Annotated in this window: 14 protein-coding genes; 8 read left to right on the top strand and 6 right to left on the bottom strand. The window is 69.9% G+C overall.

Annotated elements, in window-relative coordinates; genetic code table 11:
• Window positions 1–16: 16 nt before the first annotated feature.
• A complete protein-coding gene (locus LG278_RS13675) occupies window positions 17–2,008 on the top strand; it encodes a TIGR03960 family B12-binding radical SAM protein (RefSeq protein ID WP_404387670.1) in 1,992 nt (663 codons plus the stop codon).
• A 147-nt stretch (window positions 2,009–2,155) separates the two neighbouring features.
• Here the strand turns inward: LG278_RS13675 and LG278_RS13670 are convergent, their stop codons facing one another.
• The 6 genes from LG278_RS13670 to LG278_RS13645 form a co-directional block, all read right to left on the bottom strand.
• The gene (locus LG278_RS13670; protein ID WP_404387668.1) at window positions 2,156–2,638 is read right to left on the bottom strand and encodes a hypothetical protein; all 483 of its coding nucleotides are present in this window, start codon (window positions 2,636–2,638) and stop codon (window positions 2,156–2,158) included.
• 274 nt (window positions 2,639–2,912) lie between these two features.
• On the bottom strand, window positions 2,913–5,198 hold the full coding sequence (locus LG278_RS13665) for a hemagglutinin (RefSeq protein WP_404387666.1): 2,286 nt from the start codon (window positions 5,196–5,198) through the stop codon (window positions 2,913–2,915).
• A gap of 561 nt (window positions 5,199–5,759) precedes the next feature.
• Window positions 5,760–7,355 (bottom strand): hypothetical protein, encoded by a 1,596-nt coding sequence (locus tag LG278_RS13660; RefSeq protein WP_404387664.1) that lies wholly within the window; start codon window positions 7,353–7,355, stop codon window positions 5,760–5,762.
• A 352-nt stretch (window positions 7,356–7,707) separates the two neighbouring features.
• Window positions 7,708–8,241, bottom strand: a complete 534-nt coding sequence (locus tag LG278_RS13655) for an NUDIX hydrolase family protein (RefSeq protein ID WP_404387662.1) — start codon at window positions 8,239–8,241, stop codon at window positions 7,708–7,710.
• A gap of 71 nt (window positions 8,242–8,312) precedes the next feature.
• Window positions 8,313–9,368 (bottom strand): M28 family metallopeptidase, encoded by a 1,056-nt coding sequence (locus LG278_RS13650; protein ID WP_404387660.1) that lies wholly within the window; start codon window positions 9,366–9,368, stop codon window positions 8,313–8,315.
• Between the two features lie 38 nt (window positions 9,369–9,406).
• On the bottom strand, window positions 9,407–10,774 hold the full coding sequence (locus tag LG278_RS13645; protein WP_404387658.1) for an FAD-binding oxidoreductase: 1,368 nt from the start codon (window positions 10,772–10,774) through the stop codon (window positions 9,407–9,409).
• Window positions 10,775–11,034: 260 nt separating this feature from the next.
• Here LG278_RS13645 and ileS point away from each other — a divergent pair, with 260 nt between their 5' ends.
• The 7 genes from ileS to LG278_RS13610 all read left to right on the top strand — a co-directional run bounded on the left by ileS (window position 11,035) and on the right by LG278_RS13610 (window position 18,893).
• The gene (ileS, locus tag LG278_RS13640) at window positions 11,035–14,340 is read left to right on the top strand and encodes an isoleucine--tRNA ligase (protein WP_404387656.1); all 3,306 of its coding nucleotides are present in this window, start codon (window positions 11,035–11,037) and stop codon (window positions 14,338–14,340) included.
• Window positions 14,337–14,924 carry a GNAT family N-acetyltransferase gene (locus LG278_RS13635; protein ID WP_404387654.1) on the top strand — a complete coding sequence of 196 codons (588 nt, stop codon included), beginning with the start codon at window positions 14,337–14,339 and terminating at the stop codon, window positions 14,922–14,924. The genes ileS and LG278_RS13635 overlap by 4 nt, the downstream gene beginning before the upstream one ends.
• Window positions 14,921–16,312 carry a bifunctional folylpolyglutamate synthase/dihydrofolate synthase gene (locus LG278_RS13630; protein ID WP_404387652.1) on the top strand — a complete coding sequence of 464 codons (1,392 nt, stop codon included), beginning with the start codon at window positions 14,921–14,923 and terminating at the stop codon, window positions 16,310–16,312. Before LG278_RS13635 ends, LG278_RS13630 begins: the two co-directional genes overlap by 4 nt.
• A gap of 59 nt (window positions 16,313–16,371) precedes the next feature.
• Window positions 16,372–16,818, top strand: coding sequence for a hypothetical protein (locus LG278_RS13625; protein WP_404387650.1), 447 nt, complete (start codon window positions 16,372–16,374; stop codon window positions 16,816–16,818).
• Between the two features lie 53 nt (window positions 16,819–16,871).
• Complete coding sequence (locus LG278_RS13620) at window positions 16,872–17,330, top strand: DUF4233 domain-containing protein (protein ID WP_404387649.1); 459 nt, start codon at window positions 16,872–16,874, stop codon at window positions 17,328–17,330.
• Window positions 17,327–17,749, top strand: coding sequence for a nucleoside-diphosphate kinase (gene ndk, locus LG278_RS13615; protein WP_404387648.1), 423 nt, complete (start codon window positions 17,327–17,329; stop codon window positions 17,747–17,749). The genes LG278_RS13620 and ndk overlap by 4 nt, the downstream gene beginning before the upstream one ends.
• A gap of 118 nt (window positions 17,750–17,867) precedes the next feature.
• Complete coding sequence (locus LG278_RS13610; RefSeq protein ID WP_404387647.1) at window positions 17,868–18,893, top strand: rod shape-determining protein; 1,026 nt, start codon at window positions 17,868–17,870, stop codon at window positions 18,891–18,893.
• The last annotated feature ends 5 nt before the right edge of the window (window positions 18,894–18,898 follow it).

The following is an 18,898-nucleotide window of genomic DNA, read 5'->3' as shown; positions in this document are numbered from 1 at the left end:
CACGTAGCATGGAGGGATGTCTGGTGATTCCCTGTGGGCCGACCTCGAGCCGCTGCTGGAACGGGTCAACAAGCCCATCCAGTACGTCGGCGGCGAGCTGAACTCCACGGTCAAGGACTGGCACGTCGGCGGCCACGGACCCGCCGGCGAGGAGCTGACCACCCGCTGGGCGCTGATGTATCCCGACGCCTACGAGGTGGGTGTGCCCAACCAGGGCGTCATGATCCTCTACGAGGTCATCAACGAGCGCGAGGACGCCCTCGCGGAGCGCACGTATGCCGTGTGGCCCGACATGGAGGCGCAGCTGCGCGAGAGCGGCCTTCCGCAGTTCACGGTCGACGGCCACCGCGCGGTGCGCGACTTCGACCTACTCGGGCTCTCCTTCTCGACCGAGCTCGGCTACACCAACATGCTGAACGCGCTCGACCTCGCAGGCATCCCCCTGTATGCCGCTGAGCGGGGTCTCGAGGACCCCATCGTCATCGCGGGTGGCCATGCGGCCTTCAACCCCGAGCCGATCTCCGCCTTCATCGACGCGGCGGTCATCGGCGACGGCGAGCAGGCCGTGCTCGCTATCACCGACATCGTGGGGGAGTGGAAGGCAGCCGGCCGACCCGGTGGTCGCCGCGAGGTGCTGCTGCGGCTCGCGCGCACCGGTGGCGTCTACGTGCCTGCGTTCTACGACGTCGCCTACCTCCCCGACGGTCGCATCAAGCGGGTGGCTCCGGCCGCCGACGCCCCGGGTGTGCCGTGGCGCGTCGCCAAGCACACGGTTATGGACCTCGACGCCTGGCCCTACCCCAAGCAGCCCCTCGTGCCGGTGGCCGAGTCGGTCCACGAGCGCATGTCGGTCGAGATCTTCCGCGGCTGCACGCGCGGCTGCCGCTTCTGCCAGGCCGGCATGATCACCCGTCCCGTGCGCGAGCGCTCGATCACCGGCATCGGCGAGATGGTCGAGCGCGGCCTCGCGGCAACGGGCTTCGAGGAGGTCGGGCTGCTGTCGCTCAGCTCCGCCGACCACTCCGAGATCGCAGACCTGACCAAGGGCCTCGCCGACCGCTACGAGGGCACGCAGACGGGACTATCGCTGCCGTCGACTCGCGTCGACGCCTTCAACATCGACCTCGCCAACGAGCTGACCCGCAACGGCCGCCGCTCAGGGCTGACCTTCGCCCCCGAGGGTGGGTCCGAGCGCATCCGCAAGGTGATCAACAAGATGGTGTCCGAGGAGGACCTCATCAACACCGTCGCCGCGGCCTATGGCGCCGGGTGGCGGCAGGTCAAGCTCTACTTCATGTGCGGGCTGCCGACCGAGACCGACGAGGACGTGCTGCAGATCGCCGAGCTGGCCAAGCGCGTCATCGAGACCGGTCGCCAGGTCTCCGGTCGGCGCGACATCCGCTGCACCGTGTCGATCGGCGGCTTCGTGCCCAAGCCGCACACCCCCTTCCAGTGGGCGTCGCAGCTCGGCGCCGAGGAGACCGACGCACGCCTCGCCAAGCTGCGAGAGGCCATCCGCGCCGACCGTCGCTACGCCTCCGCCATCGGCTTCCGCTACCACGACGGGCAGCCCGGTGTCGTCGAGGGACTCCTGTCACGCGGTGACCGCCGCGTCGGCAAGGTCATCGAGGCCGTGTGGCGCGACGGGGGCCGCTTCGACGGCTGGAGCGAGCACTTCTCCTACGAGCGCTGGATGCGCGCGGCCGAGACGGCACTCGCCGACGAGCCCGTCGACGTCGCCTGGTTCACGACCCGTGAGCGCGAGCAGCACGAGGTGCTCCCGTGGGACCACCTCGACTCCGGCCTCGACAAGGACTGGCTCTGGGAGGACTGGCAGGACGCGCTCGACGAGACCGAGGTCGACGACTGCCGCTGGACCCCGTGCTTCGACTGCGGCGTCTGCCCCCAGATGGGCACCGAGATCGAGATCGGCCCGACCGGCAAGACCCTGCTGCCGCTGACCGTGCTCGGCGCGGGACGCGAGGAGCTGCTCGAGCACCAGCACTGAGAGACCGGCAACACCACTGTGCGGTTGGCACCTCCCGGCTGTCGGGGGTGCCAACCGCACAGCTGGTTGCGCGCCTGGCACCCCCGAGGCCCCGGGGGTGCCAGACGCACGAGGTGCCGCTTGTCTCAGAACCGTCTCGAGCCCGGCTCAGACGGCGAAGAACACGCGCCACGCGTCAGGCACCGAGGTGCTGGTGCCGTTCGTCGTGTCGGTCAGGACGATGTTCCAGTAGGAGACCGAGGCGAGCACGAGGCGCTGGCCGCCGGGGCAGCTGAAGCCACCGGCGTCGATCGGGCCGGCGGACAGGCTGGCCTGGACGCGGCCGTTCCTCGACTCGAAGGTGCCCCCGGTGGAGACGTCGCCGTTGACGGTCTCCTTGTTGGCGGCCTGCGGGTGCTTGCCGCCGCCGTTGATGCAGGCGTAGACGGCCGACGCGTCAGCCGTCAGGGTGTAGTCGATGTCGCCGTTGCCGACGCCGCGCTCGTCGAAGCTGACGACGAGAGCGCCGGAGTTGCTGACGCTGGAGTCGACGCTGTGGAACTTCGCAGCGACGGCAGATGCGGGGCTCGCCATGACGAGAGCTGCGACGAAGGCGATGACCGCGATGAGCACTGACTTGGTGACCTTCATGGTGATGCTTCTTTCCCTGGGTGGAGGTGCCCGACCCCCGATCCGGGTCTGAGACGGCGCGGTCATGGTTGGCCGCGCCGCCGTGGAAGAGGCGGGAGCAGCGCCCTCGATACGCCTCCCGCGGAGGTGGCGGCATATGCCCGGAAAGAGCCGTGACCGGTTCGGGACACTGGCCCCGAACCGGTCACGGTCCCTGTGGTTGCTGGTAGTCGACCTGTCCCTCGCGTGCCCGGCCGCCCCGCCGGCCGGGCCACGATCAGGCCGATGTGTCAGCTCACGGAATGGCGTTGTTGTTGATCGAGACGGAGGAGGTCTCGTCCTTGCAGACACCCGGGTTGGGCAGGTGCGATGCGTCGCCGCTGTAGCTGACGAGCCAGTGGTATGCGCCGGCGTTGGCCGCATTGATGACGAACGACTGGTTGTTCGTCGCTGCCGCGCCCGCGATCAAAGTGATCTCCGGCGAGGTCCAGGCGGCTGCTCCGGAGCAGTTGGCGGCGTCAGGACCGAAGAGCTTGAACACGACGGTGCCCGTCGGAGTGCCACCGACACTGGCAGACACGGTCACCGAGTCCTGCGGGTAGAAGGACTGGGCCGTGGCGATGTCTGCCGGGGCTCTCGTGATGATGCTCGCCTCGTTGGCGTCAGCACAGGCGCCCGAGACAGGCAGGTTCTGCCCGTTCCCGCTGTACGAGGCCACCCAGAGGTACGTCCCCGGGGCAGTGGGCTCGTAAGGCGTGGCAGTGGCCTCGACCGATGTCGTCGAACCTGCCACCACGCTGGCGTTGACCGTGCTCCCCGCAGCCGCGATGAGGTTGGCGCCCGCTCCGTCATCGATGCACGAGTTCTCGTCGATGACGGCGTCGGGACCGAACGGCCCGTAGAGCTTGAACGTCACGGTCCCAGGGGCGTAGGGGCTGTCGGCCGGGAAGGAGCCGCCCGCAACGGTCGCCTTGTCGGTGATCGTCGAGCCCAACACCGCCGTGGTCGTGGCCGCGGTGCTGATTGTCGGCTGCTTCTTGCTGACGATGACGTCCTCGAGCGGCTGGTCGCAGTCCGGGTTGTGCGTCTCGCTGGCGAGGTTGTTCGGGCTGTCGCCGTTGAACGTGGCCTTCCAGCTGTAGGTGCCGGGCTCAGTCGCGACGTAGGCCGGACTCGGCGTGGTGGCGACACCTGAGGTGTTGATGGCACCGTTGACCGGTCCGTGCACCTTGGCCGTGCAGTCGTCCGGACCGTAGAGCTCGAAGGTCACGGTTCCCGTCGCCGGGGTGCGGGTCCCCACCGTCGAGCTCGTGTGGATCACGTCGGCGGTCGGCTTCGGGGCGAGACCGGTCACGGTGGCCGTGTCGCTCAGGGTCTGCCCGACCGTCACGTCGTCGCTTGCCGTAGTCGACGCGGAAGGTGTGACGGGGTTGATGACGAAGCACTCGCCGGTCGAGACGTCGCTCGAGCCGGTGTAGCCCGCGGTCTCGTTGCCGCTGTAGACGGCCTTCCAGCAGTACCTGCCCGCTGCCGTCACCCACGCGCTCGACGAGGTGACCGTCACCGGGAATCCGGCGACACCGTCCTCGTCCACGACGTTCTTGTTGTCGTCGACCACCACCGACTTGGCGTTGGTCGTGTCGCAGGCACTCGTTGCTGCCGGAGTTCCACCCGGCCCTGCAGCGGAGTCGTTCGCCCGGCAGAGCGTGAAGTCGATCGTCCCGCCGACGGTGCCGCTGGCGGCACCGGTGAGTGCGATCACGGCACGGTCCTTGACCTCGACGACACCGTTCTGCGTGATGGAGATGCCTTCGGCCGGGATGAGGTCCCCAGCCGCGTCCCGCGGGGTGGTGGTCGTCGTCGTGCCACAGTTCGACAGGTCGAGACCGGGCTGCAGAATCGTGTCCTTGTAGTCAGCGGTGTCGGAGTTGCCGGTGACCGTGCTGGGAATGATGTTCGCGAAGGCGAGACAGGTAGGGGTGCCGCCGAAGACGACATCAGTAATGTTGATCGCTGCCTCACCGCGGTAACCGTCAGAACCGTAGGCCGCCACGGCGACCGACGACGTGAGGGGGACGGCAGGAGCGAGCGTCAGGTTGGGAGCCGTGCCGATCCACTTGCGGTAGAAGAGGTCGCGGCTGCCACCCTGCTGGTCCCACAGGATGAGGAAGTCGCCGATGTCCGGGCCGTCGCCGCCACCCGGTCCGGGGGCGCCGGTGTCGTCGGTGTCGCCGTCACGGTTGGCCCATGGGTTGCACTGGTTGACGATGGTGGTCACTGCGGGGTCGAAGTCGGCGCATACTGCCGGGGCCGCCTTCTGCATGAACTCGTAGGCGATGAACCCGCTACCGGTGTTCGCGTCACGTTCCCACGCGAAGTAGACCCAGTCGTCACTGTCGCTCAGGTCCTTCTTCGACGTGACCCAAGCCCGGTAGAGGTCCACCTGGGCGTTGGGGTTGGTGAATCCGAGCGTCGGCACGGCGTCGTTGTGGATGACCCCGATCTTCGTCGTGCTCTGGTTGAGCGGACCCAGCTCCTTGACGTTGGTGTGGATGTCCACAGCGCCGTCGGCCTCGGCCATGTCAGGCTCCGGTATCGAGGCGGTGCCGTTGGGACCGATCGTGAAGGGTGGAGTATCGCTGGCGGCCGCGAAGGGGGCCGTGAGCAGAGCAGCCGGCATGATGACGGCGGCGATGACGGCGAGCCAGGTGGCTCGTCTGCGCGATGGTGAACCTGAGTGCGACTTCCCCCGAGACACGATCCATGATCGATTCATGCTGCGTCTCCAATTGTGAGCGGTGTCGGCCCCCGCACCGGTGGGTGGAGCACGCGTCGGCGATGACCACGCGACCTCCTCGAACCCCCACGTCCGAACCCCCGGCGGAGCCCGCCCCCACGGCCGACCCACGTCCTCTGTCGACGGTAGGACCGCGAGGCCGCACCGGCTTGGGAATTCAGAAGGCGGTGGCATATGTCCCACAAGTCCTCGGCCAAGGCATGACAGCCCGTCACATATCGGGATTGGTCAGGCGAGAAGGCATGTCTCCCAGTCAAATTCGAACGCACCGTGGCCCAGCGACTGCTCGCTGGGCCACGGTGGTTCGGTCGTGAACGCGAAGGCTCGAGGAGCCCTACCGCTCGATCACGAGACGGTGTTGTCGTTGTCGACGGTCAGCGACGACACCTCCTTGCAGCTCGCGGCGATGCTGTCCTGAGCGGGGTTGGTGCTGGTGTAGGACACGCCCCACGAGTACTCCCCGGTCGCGGTCGCGACATAGGTCGTTGCGGGAACGGTGCCGTTGGTGGTGTTGACCGTCACCGGCGAGGCCGCTGCGACGGGCCGGTTCTCGGTGTAGACGCTCGTCCCTGCGGCGCAGTTGGTCGAGTTGTACAGCGTGAACGTGACCGTGCCCGCCATGGCCCCGCCTGCGGTGGCCGAGACGGTGGCTGCGTCGTTCGGCAGCCAGTTTTGCGCTGTCGAGATCGTCGACGGCACGGAGGTCGCCGTGAAGCACTCTCGCTCGGCGAAGTCGGTCCTCGCCGGGATGCCTGCCTCCACGTCGCCGGAGTATTCAGCCCGGAAGCAGTAGCGGCCGACCTCGGTCACGGAATAGAGGTCGGAGACCACTGTTGCCGGGTTGGTGTTGCCGGGGAGCGGTTCGCCCGTGGCCGGGGTGCCGACCTGGGTGCCGACTCTGCCCTCAGTGCCGTCGCACAGACCGGTGGCGATCTTGCAGATGAAGAACTTGACGGCACCCGTGGCGCTCTGACCGGTGGCACCGGTGACGGTGACCACGGCAGAGTCTCGCACCGAGCTGCCGACCAGCACGCCACCCGCGCCGATGGGAGTCGTCCCGTCGGAGGTGACCGGGGTGGTCACCACGGTCGCGTCACAGTTGGTCAGGTCGATCGGGATCGGGGTGATGAAGTCCTTGAGCTGCGACGTGAACGCGTCCGACGAACGGCTCTTGAGCATCGCCGAACCGAACGACACGCACTTCGTCCCGTCGAAGATCAGGCGCAGGTCGATCTGGGCCTCACCGAACGTGCGGGGCTGCTTCTCGCCCAGCCCGTCGGCTTCGCCATCAGGGATGACCGTGGAGTTGATCGTGCCCACCGCGCACGGACCGCCACCGCAGGCCGTGCCCTCGTCGAGTGCCGTTGCGGAACTCCATGCCGAACCGTTCCAGGTGCGGCCGAGGATGTCTGCACGCGCGCCGCCCTGGTCGATCGCGTACTCGATGAGCAGGTCACCGTTCGTTCGGACGACGTTGGGGCCAGTGCCGCACTTGGTCTTCGACTGGTTGAACTCGAAGTCCATCAGCGTGGTGCCACTCGGGTCGCTGACCCGGCTCCACGCGATGTTGGCGAAGCCAGGGTGTCCACCGACGCCGGCCTCCTCGTAGAAGTGGAAGGTGAGAAGGTCGCTCTTGTTGTTGGGGATGCTGCCGGTGACCTCGCCCGGGCACTCGGTGTCCTCCTTGACACCGCCCTTGTACGAGTCGTCCGTCTGACCCGTGGTCTTGTCGGTGGCTCGGATCTCCGGCGGGTTCAGACCGGTGTGAGTGAGGCCGCCCCAGTCGATGCTCTGCGGGTCGTCGGCGGTCGGCGTGTCGACCTTGAGGTTGGCGTCATCGTCGATCTGGAAGTTGCTGCCCGTCAAGGTGGCCTGACTGACAGCAAAGGCGTTCGGTGCCATGAGCACCGCGGCGGGCACAGCGAGCGCGGCTACCGCCATGATCGCCGTGCCCCTGCGACGCAAGAGTGTGGTGGTGATGCGTGGCCTCGACGAGGCCTTCCCCCGAGACATGAGCCATGAAGAATTCATGAATGTCTCCGTACCTGAGCGGTTGTCGGCCCCCGCACCGTTGGAGGAGGTGCGTCGACGATGACCGCACGATCGCTCCGAGCCCCTCAGCTCGCCCCCGGGTGGTCGCCCGTTCAGGGCCCACTCACGTCCTTCTGCGACGGTAGGACGGCATCGGACAGAGCGACGCAGATCACAGAAACCCGTCCGCTATGCCGGGGAAGTCCCGGAAGAAGTCATCAGAACAACCCGCTTGTCAGCAGATCTGGCGCCAATGCCCGACTTAGACGGGATATCCGACGTGCGCGAGGGCCTGTCGGACGAGCACGCCGTGCGAGCCCGACATCTCGGGGCCGAGCGCGATCGCCGCCGCCTCCTCGGGCGTCACCCACGAGAGGTCGAGGGCGTCCTTCTGCGGACGGCAGTCGCCCATGACGGTCACCACGAAGGCGAGCGACACGGCGTGCTGGCGCGGGTCGTGGAACGGCGTCACGCCGGGCGTTGGGAAGAACTCCGCCACTGTGAAAGGCTGTGGTGACAAGGGGATTCGCGGCAGCGCGACCGGACCGAGGTCGGTCTCGATGTGGCGCATCAGGGCGTCGCGGACCTTCTCGTGATAGAGCACGCGGCCGCCGACGACCTCCTGGCCGATGCCGCCGTCGCTGTCGGCGCGCAGCAGCAGACCGAGGTGCGTCACGACGCCCTTGTCGTCGGCGCGCACGGGAATCGCATGCACGTAGAGGATCGGCAGCCGGTCACGCGCGTTGTCGAGGTCCTCGCGGCTCAGCCACGCACCGGTCGTCTCCACATCCGTCATGGCCTCATCCTGCCAAACGACGTCACGGCCGTTGCCCGCGGTCTCAGCCCCGCGGTCTCAGCCCCGCGGTCTCAGCCCAGCGACCGCAGCCAGGCCCAGAGCGCCGCGCCGGTCCGCTCGAGCTGGCGCGGGTCGATGACCGACGGCACGTCGCGCGCGGAGTGGTACCCCGCATACGGCACGCTGCCGATGCGCACCGCAGGTATGCCGGCCGCCTCGAACGACACGTGGTCGCTCCCTCTGTTGGTGCACCCGTTGGTCGCCACGCCCGCAGCCCGCGCGGCGCCGCGGATCGCGATCGCGAGGCTCGTGGTGCCGCGCCCACCGGTGCAGACCGGAACCGTCGCCGCACGCACCCCGACCCGGTCGAGCGAGACCATGCCGCGCACCGCCCGGCGGTCGGACCCGCCGACGGAGGTGACGAAGTGCCGCGAGCCGAACGCATACCTCGTGCCGTTGCCGCCGCGCGCCTCCTCGGCGCCGAACGCGATGAAGCGCACCGGGAGGGCGGTTGGCTGCTGTCGCACCATGCGGGCGAGCTCGATCATCGTCGCGACACCCGACGCGTTGTCCTCCGCGCCGGGCGACTGCGGCACCGTGTCGAGGTGCGCGCCGATGACGACGTGCGGCCGCGAGGGGTCGAAGCCCGGCGGGTCGGCGATGACGTTGACCGGTCGCCCGGCCGCCACCCGCACCCCCCACGACACGCCCGCGGGCAGGTCGAAGGCCTGCTCGCGCACGTCGTAGCCCGCCGCGCGCAGCTGCCCGCCCACCCAGTCCGCCGCCCGGGCGTAGGCGGGGCTCGCCGCGTCACGCGGGCCGATCGCCGCCAGCTCCCGTATGCCGTCCAGGGCGTTCGCGCTGTCGAAGGGGTCCGCGCGTGGCGGGCGAGCGCTCTTCGACGGCAGCGGCGCTGGGGTCGACGTCGACGGGGTCACGGCGCTCGGCACCGTGGACGTGGACGAGGACGTGGCTGTGGACGCGGGCGCCGGTGACGTCGAGGTGGTCAGCGGTGCTGTCGAGGCGGGGGTGACGAGCGCCGGCGTGACCGCGGCGGTGGTGCAGCCGGCGGCGACGAGCAGGGAGGCACCGGCGAGGGCGAGGCGGCGAGTGCTCGAGCGGGCCATCCGGCACGCTAACCCGACAGCCTGTGCAACCGGCCCGCTCAGGCCGGTGCGGCGAAGACCTTGCCCGGGTTCATGATTCCGATCGGGTCGAAGACCGCCTTGAGGCGCTGCTGGCGGGCCAGCTCGGCGTCACCCAGCTCCAGCCCGAGCCACGGCACCTTGACCGAGCCGATGCCGTGCTCGCCGGTGATCGTGCCGCCGAGGGAGAGCCCGAGCCGGATGAGGTCGTCAAAGGCCTGCCACGCCCGCGCCAGGCTGTCGGGGTCGTCGTGGGCGTAGACGATCGACGGGTGCAGGTTGCCGTCGCCGGCGTGACCGCTGACCGGCACGAGCACCGACCGGCGCTCGCCGATCGCCTCGATGCCGCGCACGAACTCCGCGAGGCGGCCGACCGGCACGCAGACGTCCTCGGCGAGGCGTCCGCCCATCGCCTCGAAGGCGGTGCTCATGACGCGGCGACCGACGAGTAGCCCCTCCGACTCCTGCGCGTCGTCGGCGACCGCGACGTCGGTGGCGCCCGCTGACTCCAGCAGGGCGGCATACCTCCGTAGGTCGTCTGCGACGTGGCCCGGGCGGTCGGACTGCACGAGCAGCACGGCGGCACAGTCATCGGGGAAGCCGAAGTCGCCGAACGCCTGGATCGCCCGCACACTCGTGCGGTCGATGATCTCGAGGAGGCACGGGCGGTGCGGGTCGAGACGGAGCGCGACGATGCCGGTGACCGCGGCGTCGAGGGAGTCGAAGACGGCGAGCGCCGTCAGGGCGGGATCCGGCGCCGGCGCGAGACGCACGACGGCCTCGGTGACGACGCCGAGCGTGCCCTCCGAGCCGACGAAGAGGCCGGTCAGGTCGTAGCCGGCCACCCCCTTGGCGGTGCGGTGGCCGGTGCGCATGACCTCGCCCCCGGGCAGCACGACCTGTAGCGCCTTGACCCAGTCGGCGGTCACGCCGTACTTCACACAGCACAGGCCGCCCGCGTTGGTCGCGATGTTGCCGCCGATCGTGCACGTCTCCCACGACGCGGGGTCGGGCCCGTAGAAGAGCCCCGCCTCACCGGCCACGCGCTTGAGGTCGGCGTTGACGACGCCGGGGCCGACGACGGCATACCCCTCGAGCGGGTTGACCTCGTGAATCGCGTCGAGCGCCTCCACGTTGAGCACGATGCAGCCCTCCGAGGCGATCGCGCCGCCCGACCGGGAGGTGCGCGCCCCCTGGGGCACGACGGGGGTGCCGGTCGCCTGGGCGTGCTCGAGGACGGCCACGACGTCGCCGACGTCACGGGCGCGCACGACCGCGAAGTCCTGCGGCGGCGGGCCGAGGGCGACCGTCGCGTCGAGCGCATAGGACCGCCGCACGTCGGGGTCGGTCACCTCACGCGGGGCGAGGTGCTCGGGCAGTCTGGGCACGCTGACAGGCTAGACTGACGGGCACAGGCGTTCGAGCCGTCATCAGCGGCGAGCCTCCGGAAGAACAGAGCGAGAGCTCCCACTAGACCCGGACGGGTGGGCCCGTCACAGCCTTGGACAAGAGCGGCCGTATGCCGTCCGGCCGGGTCAGGGCGGAGGGCGCGGCAAGCGGGGTGGTACCGCGGCAACCTCCTTCAGGAGACGTCGTCCTCGTGGACGTGACGAACGACCCACAGACGCGAACCCAGGAGACCACGAGCATGACCTATCCCCAGGTCACCACGAACGTCGACGCGACCGGCGACCCCGCCGCGCGTGCGGGCGTCCCCTCCAACCCGCGCTTCCCCGAGATCGAGGAGCGCGTGCTGAAGTACTGGGACCAGGACGGCACCTTCGTCGCCTCCGTCGAGGGCCGCGACCCCGGCACCGACGGCGACAACGAGTTCGTCTTCTACGACGGTCCGCCCTTCGCCAACGGTCTGCCGCACTACGGTCACCTGCTCACCGGCTACGTCAAGGACATCGTCCCGCGCTACCAGACGATGCGCGGCAAGCGCGTCGAGCGCCGCTTCGGCTGGGACACCCACGGCCTACCGGCCGAGCTCGAGGCGCAGCGCCAGCTCGGCCTCAAGACGAAGCAGGACATCGTCGAGCTCGGCATCGACAGGTTCAACGACGCCTGCCGCAGCTCGGTGCTGAAGTACACGGGGGAGTGGCGTGACTACGTCACCCGCCAGGCCCGCTGGGTCGACTTCGACAACGACTACAAGACGCTCGAGCCCGACTACATGGAGTCGGTCATCTGGGCCTTCAAGCAGCTGCACGAGAAGGGCCTCGTCTACGAGGGCTTCCGGGTGCTGCCCTACTGCTGGAACGACCAGACTCCGCTGTCCAACCACGAGCTGCGCATGGACGACGACGTCTACAAGATGCGCCAGGACCCCGCCGTGACGGTCGGGCTGCGGCTCGAGACCGGCGAGCTGGCCCTCGTCTGGACGACGACCCCGTGGACCCTGCCGGCCAACCTCGGCATCATGGTCCACCCCGACATCGACTACGTCGTCGTCGAGTCGGACATCACCGGCACGACGGAGCGCTACGTCATCGGTGCGGCGCGTCTCGCGGCCTATGCGAAGGACCTCTTCGGCGCCGACGTCGACCCGGCCTCGCTCGACGACCGCATCGTCGAGCGGCTCACGGGCACAGACCTGCTCGGACGCTCGTTCACGCCGCCGTTCTCCTACTACGCGGGGCACGAGCGGGCGCACCGCGTCTTCCCCGCTGAGTTCGTCACCACCGAGGACGGCACGGGGCTCGTCCACACCGCCGGCGCCTTCGGTGAGGAGGACAAGATCGTCACCGACGCAGCCGGCATCGAGCCGGTCGTGCCCGTCGGTCCCGACGGCCGCTTCACCTGGCCCGTCACCGACTACGAGGGCATGCACGTCTTCGACTCCAACGCGCACATCATCGACCACCTCAAGGCGAGCACCCGCGGCGACGGCGACACCGGGTCGGTGACGGCCGGCACGGTGCTGCTGCGCCGTGAGACCTACGACCACAGCTATCCGCACTGCTGGCGCTGCCGTGAGCCGCTCATCTACATGGCGGTGTCGTCGTGGTTCGTCGAGGTGACGAAGATCAAGGAGCGGATGCTCGAGCTCAACCAGGAGATCGAGTGGACCCCGTCGCACATCCGCGACGGCCAGTTCGGCAAGTGGCTGGCCAACGCCCGCGACTGGTCCATCTCGCGAAACCGCTTCTGGGGCAGCCCGATCCCCGTGTGGAAGTCCGATGACCCGCAGCACCCGCGGCTCGATGTCTACGGCTCCTTCGAGGAGCTCGAGCGCGACTTCGGCGTCGAGGTCACCGACCTGCACCGGCCCTTCATCGACAGCCTGACGCGGCCGAACCCCGACGACCCCACGGGCCGCTCGACGATGCGCCGGGTCGAGGAGGTCTTCGACGTCTGGTTCGACTCGGGGTCGATGAGCTTCGCACAGGTGCACTACCCCTTCGAGAACGCCGAGTGGTTCGAGCACCACTTCCCGGGCGACTTCATCGTCGAGTACATCGGGCAGACGCGCGGCTGGTTTTACACCCTGCACGTGCTCGCCACCGCGCTCTTCGACCGGCCCGCCTTCAAGACCTGCGTGAGCCACGGCATCGTGCTCGGCTCCGACGGCCAGAAGATGAGCAAGTCGCTGCGCAACTACCCCGACGTCTCCGAGGTCTTCGACCGCGACGGCGCCGATGCCATGCGGTGGTTCCTCATGAGCAGCCCGATCCTGCGCGGCGGCAACCTCGTCGTCACCGAGCAGGGCATCCGCGACGGCGTGCGCCAGGTGATGATCCCGCTGTGGAACGCCTGGTCGTTCTTCGCGCTCTACGCCAACACGGCCCGTGACGGCGAGGGCTACGAGGCGAAGCGCTCGACGACCTCGACCGACGTGCTCGACCGCTACCTGCTCGCCAAGCTCAGCGAGTTCGTCGGCGACATGCGCGACCAGCTCGACGACTACGAGATCGCGGCCGCCTGCGACACGATGCGCGGCTTCCTCGACGTGCTGACCAACTGGTACATCCGGCGCTCGCGAGACCGCTTCTGGGGCGGCGAGAGCGAGGAGTCGCTCGCGGCCTTCGACACGCTGTGGACCGCGCTCGAGACGGTCACCCGCGCGACGGCCCCGCTGCTGCCGCTCGTCACCGAGGAGATCTGGCGCGGGCTCACGGGCGGTCGCTCGGTGCACCTGACCGACTTCCCCGACCCGGAGGACCTGCCCCGCGACCACGCGCTCGTCGTCGCCATGGACCGCGCCCGCGAGATCTGCTCGACGGGCTCGAGCCTGCGCAAGGCCCAGAAGCTCCGGGCCCGCCTGCCGCTCGGCGACCTCACGCTCGTCGTGCCCCGGCCGGACGACCTCGAGCCCTTCCGCGGGATCATCAAGGACGAGCTCAACGTCAAGCGCCTGACCCTCGTCGACCTCGAGACCGCGAGCGAGGCCGACTTCGGCATCACCCAGCGGCTCACCGTCAACGCCCGCGCCGCCGGGCCGCGGCTGGGGCGCGAGGTGCAGCAGGCCATCAAGGGCAGCAAGACGGGCGACTGGTCGATCGGCGCCGACGGTGTCGTGACCTCCGGCGGGCTCGCACTGGTCGAGGGGGAGTTCACCCTCGAGACGGTCGTGGCCGGAGGCGCTGCCGACAGCCGCGCCACGGCGATGCTCCAGGGCGGCGGCTTCGTCGTGCTCGACACGACGGTGACCCCCGAGCTCGCCGCGGAGGGCGTGGCCCGCGACCTCGTGCGCGCGGTGCAGCAGGCCCGTCGCGATGCCGGCCTGCACGTGAGCGACCGCATCAGCCTGACGATCCAGGGCCCTCCCGAGGTCTTCGAGGCCACGGTCACCCACCGCGACCTCATCGTCGGCGAGACCCTCGCGACCCAGTTCGCCTCCGGACCCCTGAGCACCAACGGCTCCACTCCGGCGACGCCCGTGCTCGCCGGAGCCGTCGACGTCGTCGTCGGTGACAACCAGCCCGCAACGATCCTGGTGGTGAAGCGATGACCACGCCCCGACCCTCCGACGACTCGCACGGTGCCCTGGGTGCCCATGGCGCCGTCGAGCAGGACGACCTCGAGATCCGACTCGCCGACGGCGACGACCTCTCCGGCGTGCTCTCGGTCGGTCACCGCACGTGGCTCGCGACCTACGAGCCCATTGCCGGCCCGGAGTACGTCGCGATGGGCCTCGCGAAGTGGTGGACCCCCGACGTCGTCACGACCTCGATCCGCCAGGGCCGCACGCTCGTGGCGGTCGACGGCCCCGAGGTCGTCGGCGTCGCGACCTTCGGGGTGCAGGACGACGCCCTCGCCCTCTGGAAGCTCTACGTCCTGCCCGGCCACCACGGCCGGGGCATCGGGTCGCGGCTGCTCGACGCCGTCGTCGACCGGGCCCTCGAGCTCGGCGTGGGTCGCATCGTCCTGTCGCACATCGAGGGCAACCAGCAGGCGGCCCGCTTCTACGCCGCCCACGGCTTCACCGAGACCCATCGGGAGTCCGGGGGCTCGGGCCTGCCCGTCAGCGTGTGGGTGGAGCGCGAGCTCACGCCCTTGCCGGCGCACGGCTCGGACTCGGAGGGCTCCGCATGAACGGCCGCCCCGACGCTGCCCAGCAGGACGCCGCGCGCACCCTCGAGGAGATGAAGCGGGTCCGCGAGATCGAGGAGCAGATCCTCGCTCGTGCCCCCGAGAACGACGTGCACCCGTCGCTCGAGCGCATCACGGCGGTGATGGAGCTCGCCGGCGACCCGCAGCGCACCTACCCGACGATCCACCTCACCGGCACCAACGGCAAGACGTCGACGAGCCGGATGATCGACGCGATCCTGCGTGAGAGCGGCCTCTCCACGGGCCGCTTCACCTCGCCCCACCTGCACGACATCCGCGAGCGGATCACCTTGTCGGGCAAGCCGATCAGCCGCGAGAAGTTCATCGCGGCCTACGACGAGACGGCCCCGCTCATCGACATCGTCGACGCGCGGTCGCTCGAGTCCGGCGGTCGCCGGATGAACTTCTTCGAGGTGCTCGTGGCGCTCGCCTATGCGGCCTTCGCCGACGCGCCCGTCGATGTCGCGATCATCGAGGTCGGCCTCGGCGGGTCGTGGGACGCCACCAACGTCATCGACGCCCAGGTGGCGGTCGTCACGCCGGTCGACCTCGACCACACGCACCTGCTCGGTGACGACGTCGTCTCGATCGCCGAGGAAAAGAGCGGCATCATCAAGCCCGGCGCCGTCACTGTCTCCGGGGCCCAGGACGACGACGTCGCGCAGGTGCTCCGCGACCGCGTCGAGGAGGTCGGCGGCAGCCGGATCGTCTTCGAGGGCAACGACTTCGGCGTGCTGACCCGCGAGGTCGCGCTCGGCGGTCAGCAGCTCAGCCTCCGCGGGCTGGCGGGGGAGTATGCCGACCTCTTCCTCCCCGTGCACGGTGCCCACCAGGCGAGCAACCTCGCCACCGCCGTCGCGGCCGTGGAGTCCTTCATCGGTGGCGGAGAGCAGCGCATCGACCCCGACGTGCTCGTGGCCGCCTGCGCCGCGATGACCTCGCCGGGACGCCTCGAGGTCGTGCGTCGTTCGCCGACCGTGCTCGTCGACGCGGCCCACAACCCGCACGGAGCCCGCTCGCTCGTCGCCGCGCTCGACGAGGCCTTCACCTTCACCCGCCTCGTCGGGCTCGTCGGGATCGTCGCCGACAAGGACGCCGTGGGCATGCTCGAGGTGCTGGAGCCGGCGCTCGACCACGTCGTCATCACCCGCAGCTCCTCGCCGCGGGCCATGGCCCCGGACCGGCTCGGCACTCTCGCGACCGAGATCTTCGGTGAGGGACGGGTGACCGTCGTGCGCGACCTGCCCGACGCCCTCGAGCAGGCCGTGACGCTCGCCGAGTCCGAGGGCATGGGCGGCGGTGTCATCGCGACCGGCTCCGTCATCACGGCCGGTGAGGTGCGCATGCTCCTCGGGCGCACCGAGGTCTGACCAACGCCGACGAGCGACTGAGCAGCGCCGACGTCGTCACCCCCACCTAGGCTGGACCCATGCACCCGATCGTCAAGCTCTTCCTCATCCTCGTGGTCGTCATGGTCGTCGTCGTGCTCTGGGGACGGATCATGGGTCGGCGTGACCCCGACCGCAAGCTCGTCGGTCTCACGGACGACGTGCGCGCCAAGGTGAGCCACGAGATCAGCGCCGGTCACAAGATCAACGCGATCAAGATCTACCGCGAGGCGACGGGTGCGCCTCTGGCCGATGCCAAGAGCGCGGTCGACAACTGGTTCGTGCCCGGCCGCGGGCCGGGCGTGCGCGACGCGGCCAGCTCGTGGACCGAGGGGCGCCTCACCGAGGAGGCCCGCTCGCGCATCAGCGAGCTCGTGACCGCCGGCCGCCGCGAGGACGCCATGGCGCTCTATGCGGAGGCCACCGGGGCGAGCAGCAGCGAGGCCCAGGCGATCATCCGCACGTGGGACACGTCCCAGAACTACTGACCTCACCACCCCTCGCACGTTCCACCCGCTCGAGATCACCCGAGGACCACCTGATGCGCGGCATCGTCTTCTACGGCACGACCGGCAAGTTCACCTGGCGCATGCTCGCCACCGTGCTCGGTGGCGAGGCGCTCTGCATCGCGCTCGGCGCCCTCGTCGCCCGAGGACTCGCGGCGACCGAGGGCACCGCCAGCCCCACGGCATACCTCGTCGTCGGTTTCGGGCTCGCCGCTCTGGCCATCGTCGCGGCGGGCACGCTGCGACGGCCGTGGGGCATCACGCTGGGCTGGGTGGTGCAGGCGCTGACGCTGCTCAGCGCGCTCGTCGTGCCGCTCATGCTCGTCGTCGGCATCTTCTTCCTCACGATGTGGGTCACCTGCCTCATCCAGGGGGCCCGCATCGATGCCGAGGTGGCCCAGCGCGAGGCGGCTGCGCGGGACGCGGAGACCTCCGCCGGCACCGCCGAGGGTCCGGCTCCAGCCGGTGGATCGGCCGATAGGGTGGGCGAGTGACCACCGAACGCTCCCTCGTCCTCGTCAAGCCCGATGGATTCCGCCGCGGACTCACGGGGGAGGTGCTGCGTCGCATCGAGGCCAAGGGCTACACCCTGGCCGCCCTCGCGGTGCTCACGCCGACCCGTGAGCAGCTGGCGGTGCACTACGAGGAGCACGTCGGCAAGCCGTTCTACGAGCCGCTCGTCGACTTCATGAGCTCGGGCCCGGTCACCGCCGTCGTCATCGAGGGCCAGGACTGCGTCAAGGGCTTCCGCTCGCTCGCGGGCGCCACCAACCCCACGGAGGCCCTGCCGGGCACGATCCGGGGCGACTTCGGCCGCGACTGGGGCACGCCGGTGCAGCAGAACATCGTGCACGGCTCCGACTCGCACGAGTCGGGCGAGCGCGAGATCTCCATCTGGTTCCCCCAGCTCTGAGTCGCCGCACCTGCCGCCACGCCCGGGGCGTCGTCACACCCGTCACACCCGTCACACAATGCGCGACACTCGCCCGATGGTCTCGGGCGGGGCCGGTCGCCACGACACAATCCGGCCCATGACCAGTTGGCCGGCGCTCGGGCGCGATCTCGCGATCGACCTCGGCACCGCCAACACCCTCATCCACGTCCGCGGCCGCGGGGTGGTGCTCGAGGAGCCCTCGGTCATCGCCGTCGAGGTCGGCACCGGCCGGCTCGTCGCCGCGGGCACCCGCGCCAAGGAGATGCTCGGCCGGGCGCCCGGCACCATCCGCGCGGTGCGACCCCTGCGCGACGGCGTCGTCTCCGACGCCGACGAGGCCGAGCGCATGCTGCGGTGGTTCATCGACCAGGTGCGTCCCTCGCGCCTCGTGCGGCCCCGGATGGTGCTCTGCGTGCCGAGCGAGGTGACCGGCGTCGAGCGGCGTGCCCTCGAGGACGCCGCCACCCGGTGCGGCGCGCGCCGGGTCTACATGGTCGAGGAGCCGATGGCCGCGGCGATCGGCGCCGGTCTGCCCGTGCACGAGACCGCCGCCAGCATGGTCGTCGACATCGGTGGCGGCACGACCGACGTCGCCGTCATCAGCCTCGCCGGCATCGTCACCTCCACCTCGTTGCGCACAGCCGGCGACGAGATCGACGAGGCCCTCATCAGCCACGTCAAGGCCGAGTACTCCCTGCTGCTCGGCGAGCGCAGCGCCGAGGACATCAAGGTGGCCGTCGGCTCGGTCTTCCCGCTGCGAGAGGAGCTGACGACCCGCCTGCGCGGGCGCGACCTGACGACGGGACTGCCCAAGACGGTCGAGGTCGGGTCGGCCGAGGTGCGTCGGGCGATCGAGGGTCCCGTGCTGCAGATCATCGAGCTCGTGCGCGCCACGCTCGACGTCTGCCCACCCGAGCTCGCCGGCGACATCATCGACCGCGGCATCACGCTGACCGGCGGTGGCGCCCTGCTTCGCGGCCTCGACGCACGGATGCGCCACGAACTCGGCGTGCCCGTCCACGTCGCCGACGACCCGCTGCGAGCCGTCGCGCGCGGAGCCGGCCGCTGCGTCGACGACTTCGCGAGCCTCGAGCGCGTGCTCGTCGGCGACCGCCGGCTCTAGGCCGT

Source organism: Humibacillus xanthopallidus, assembly GCF_044793955.1.
GTDB lineage: Bacteria > Actinomycetota > Actinomycetes > Actinomycetales > Dermatophilaceae > Humibacillus > Humibacillus xanthopallidus_C.
The sequence above is the reverse complement of the archived record's forward strand: the minus strand, read 5'-3'. Positions and strand labels throughout refer to the sequence as shown.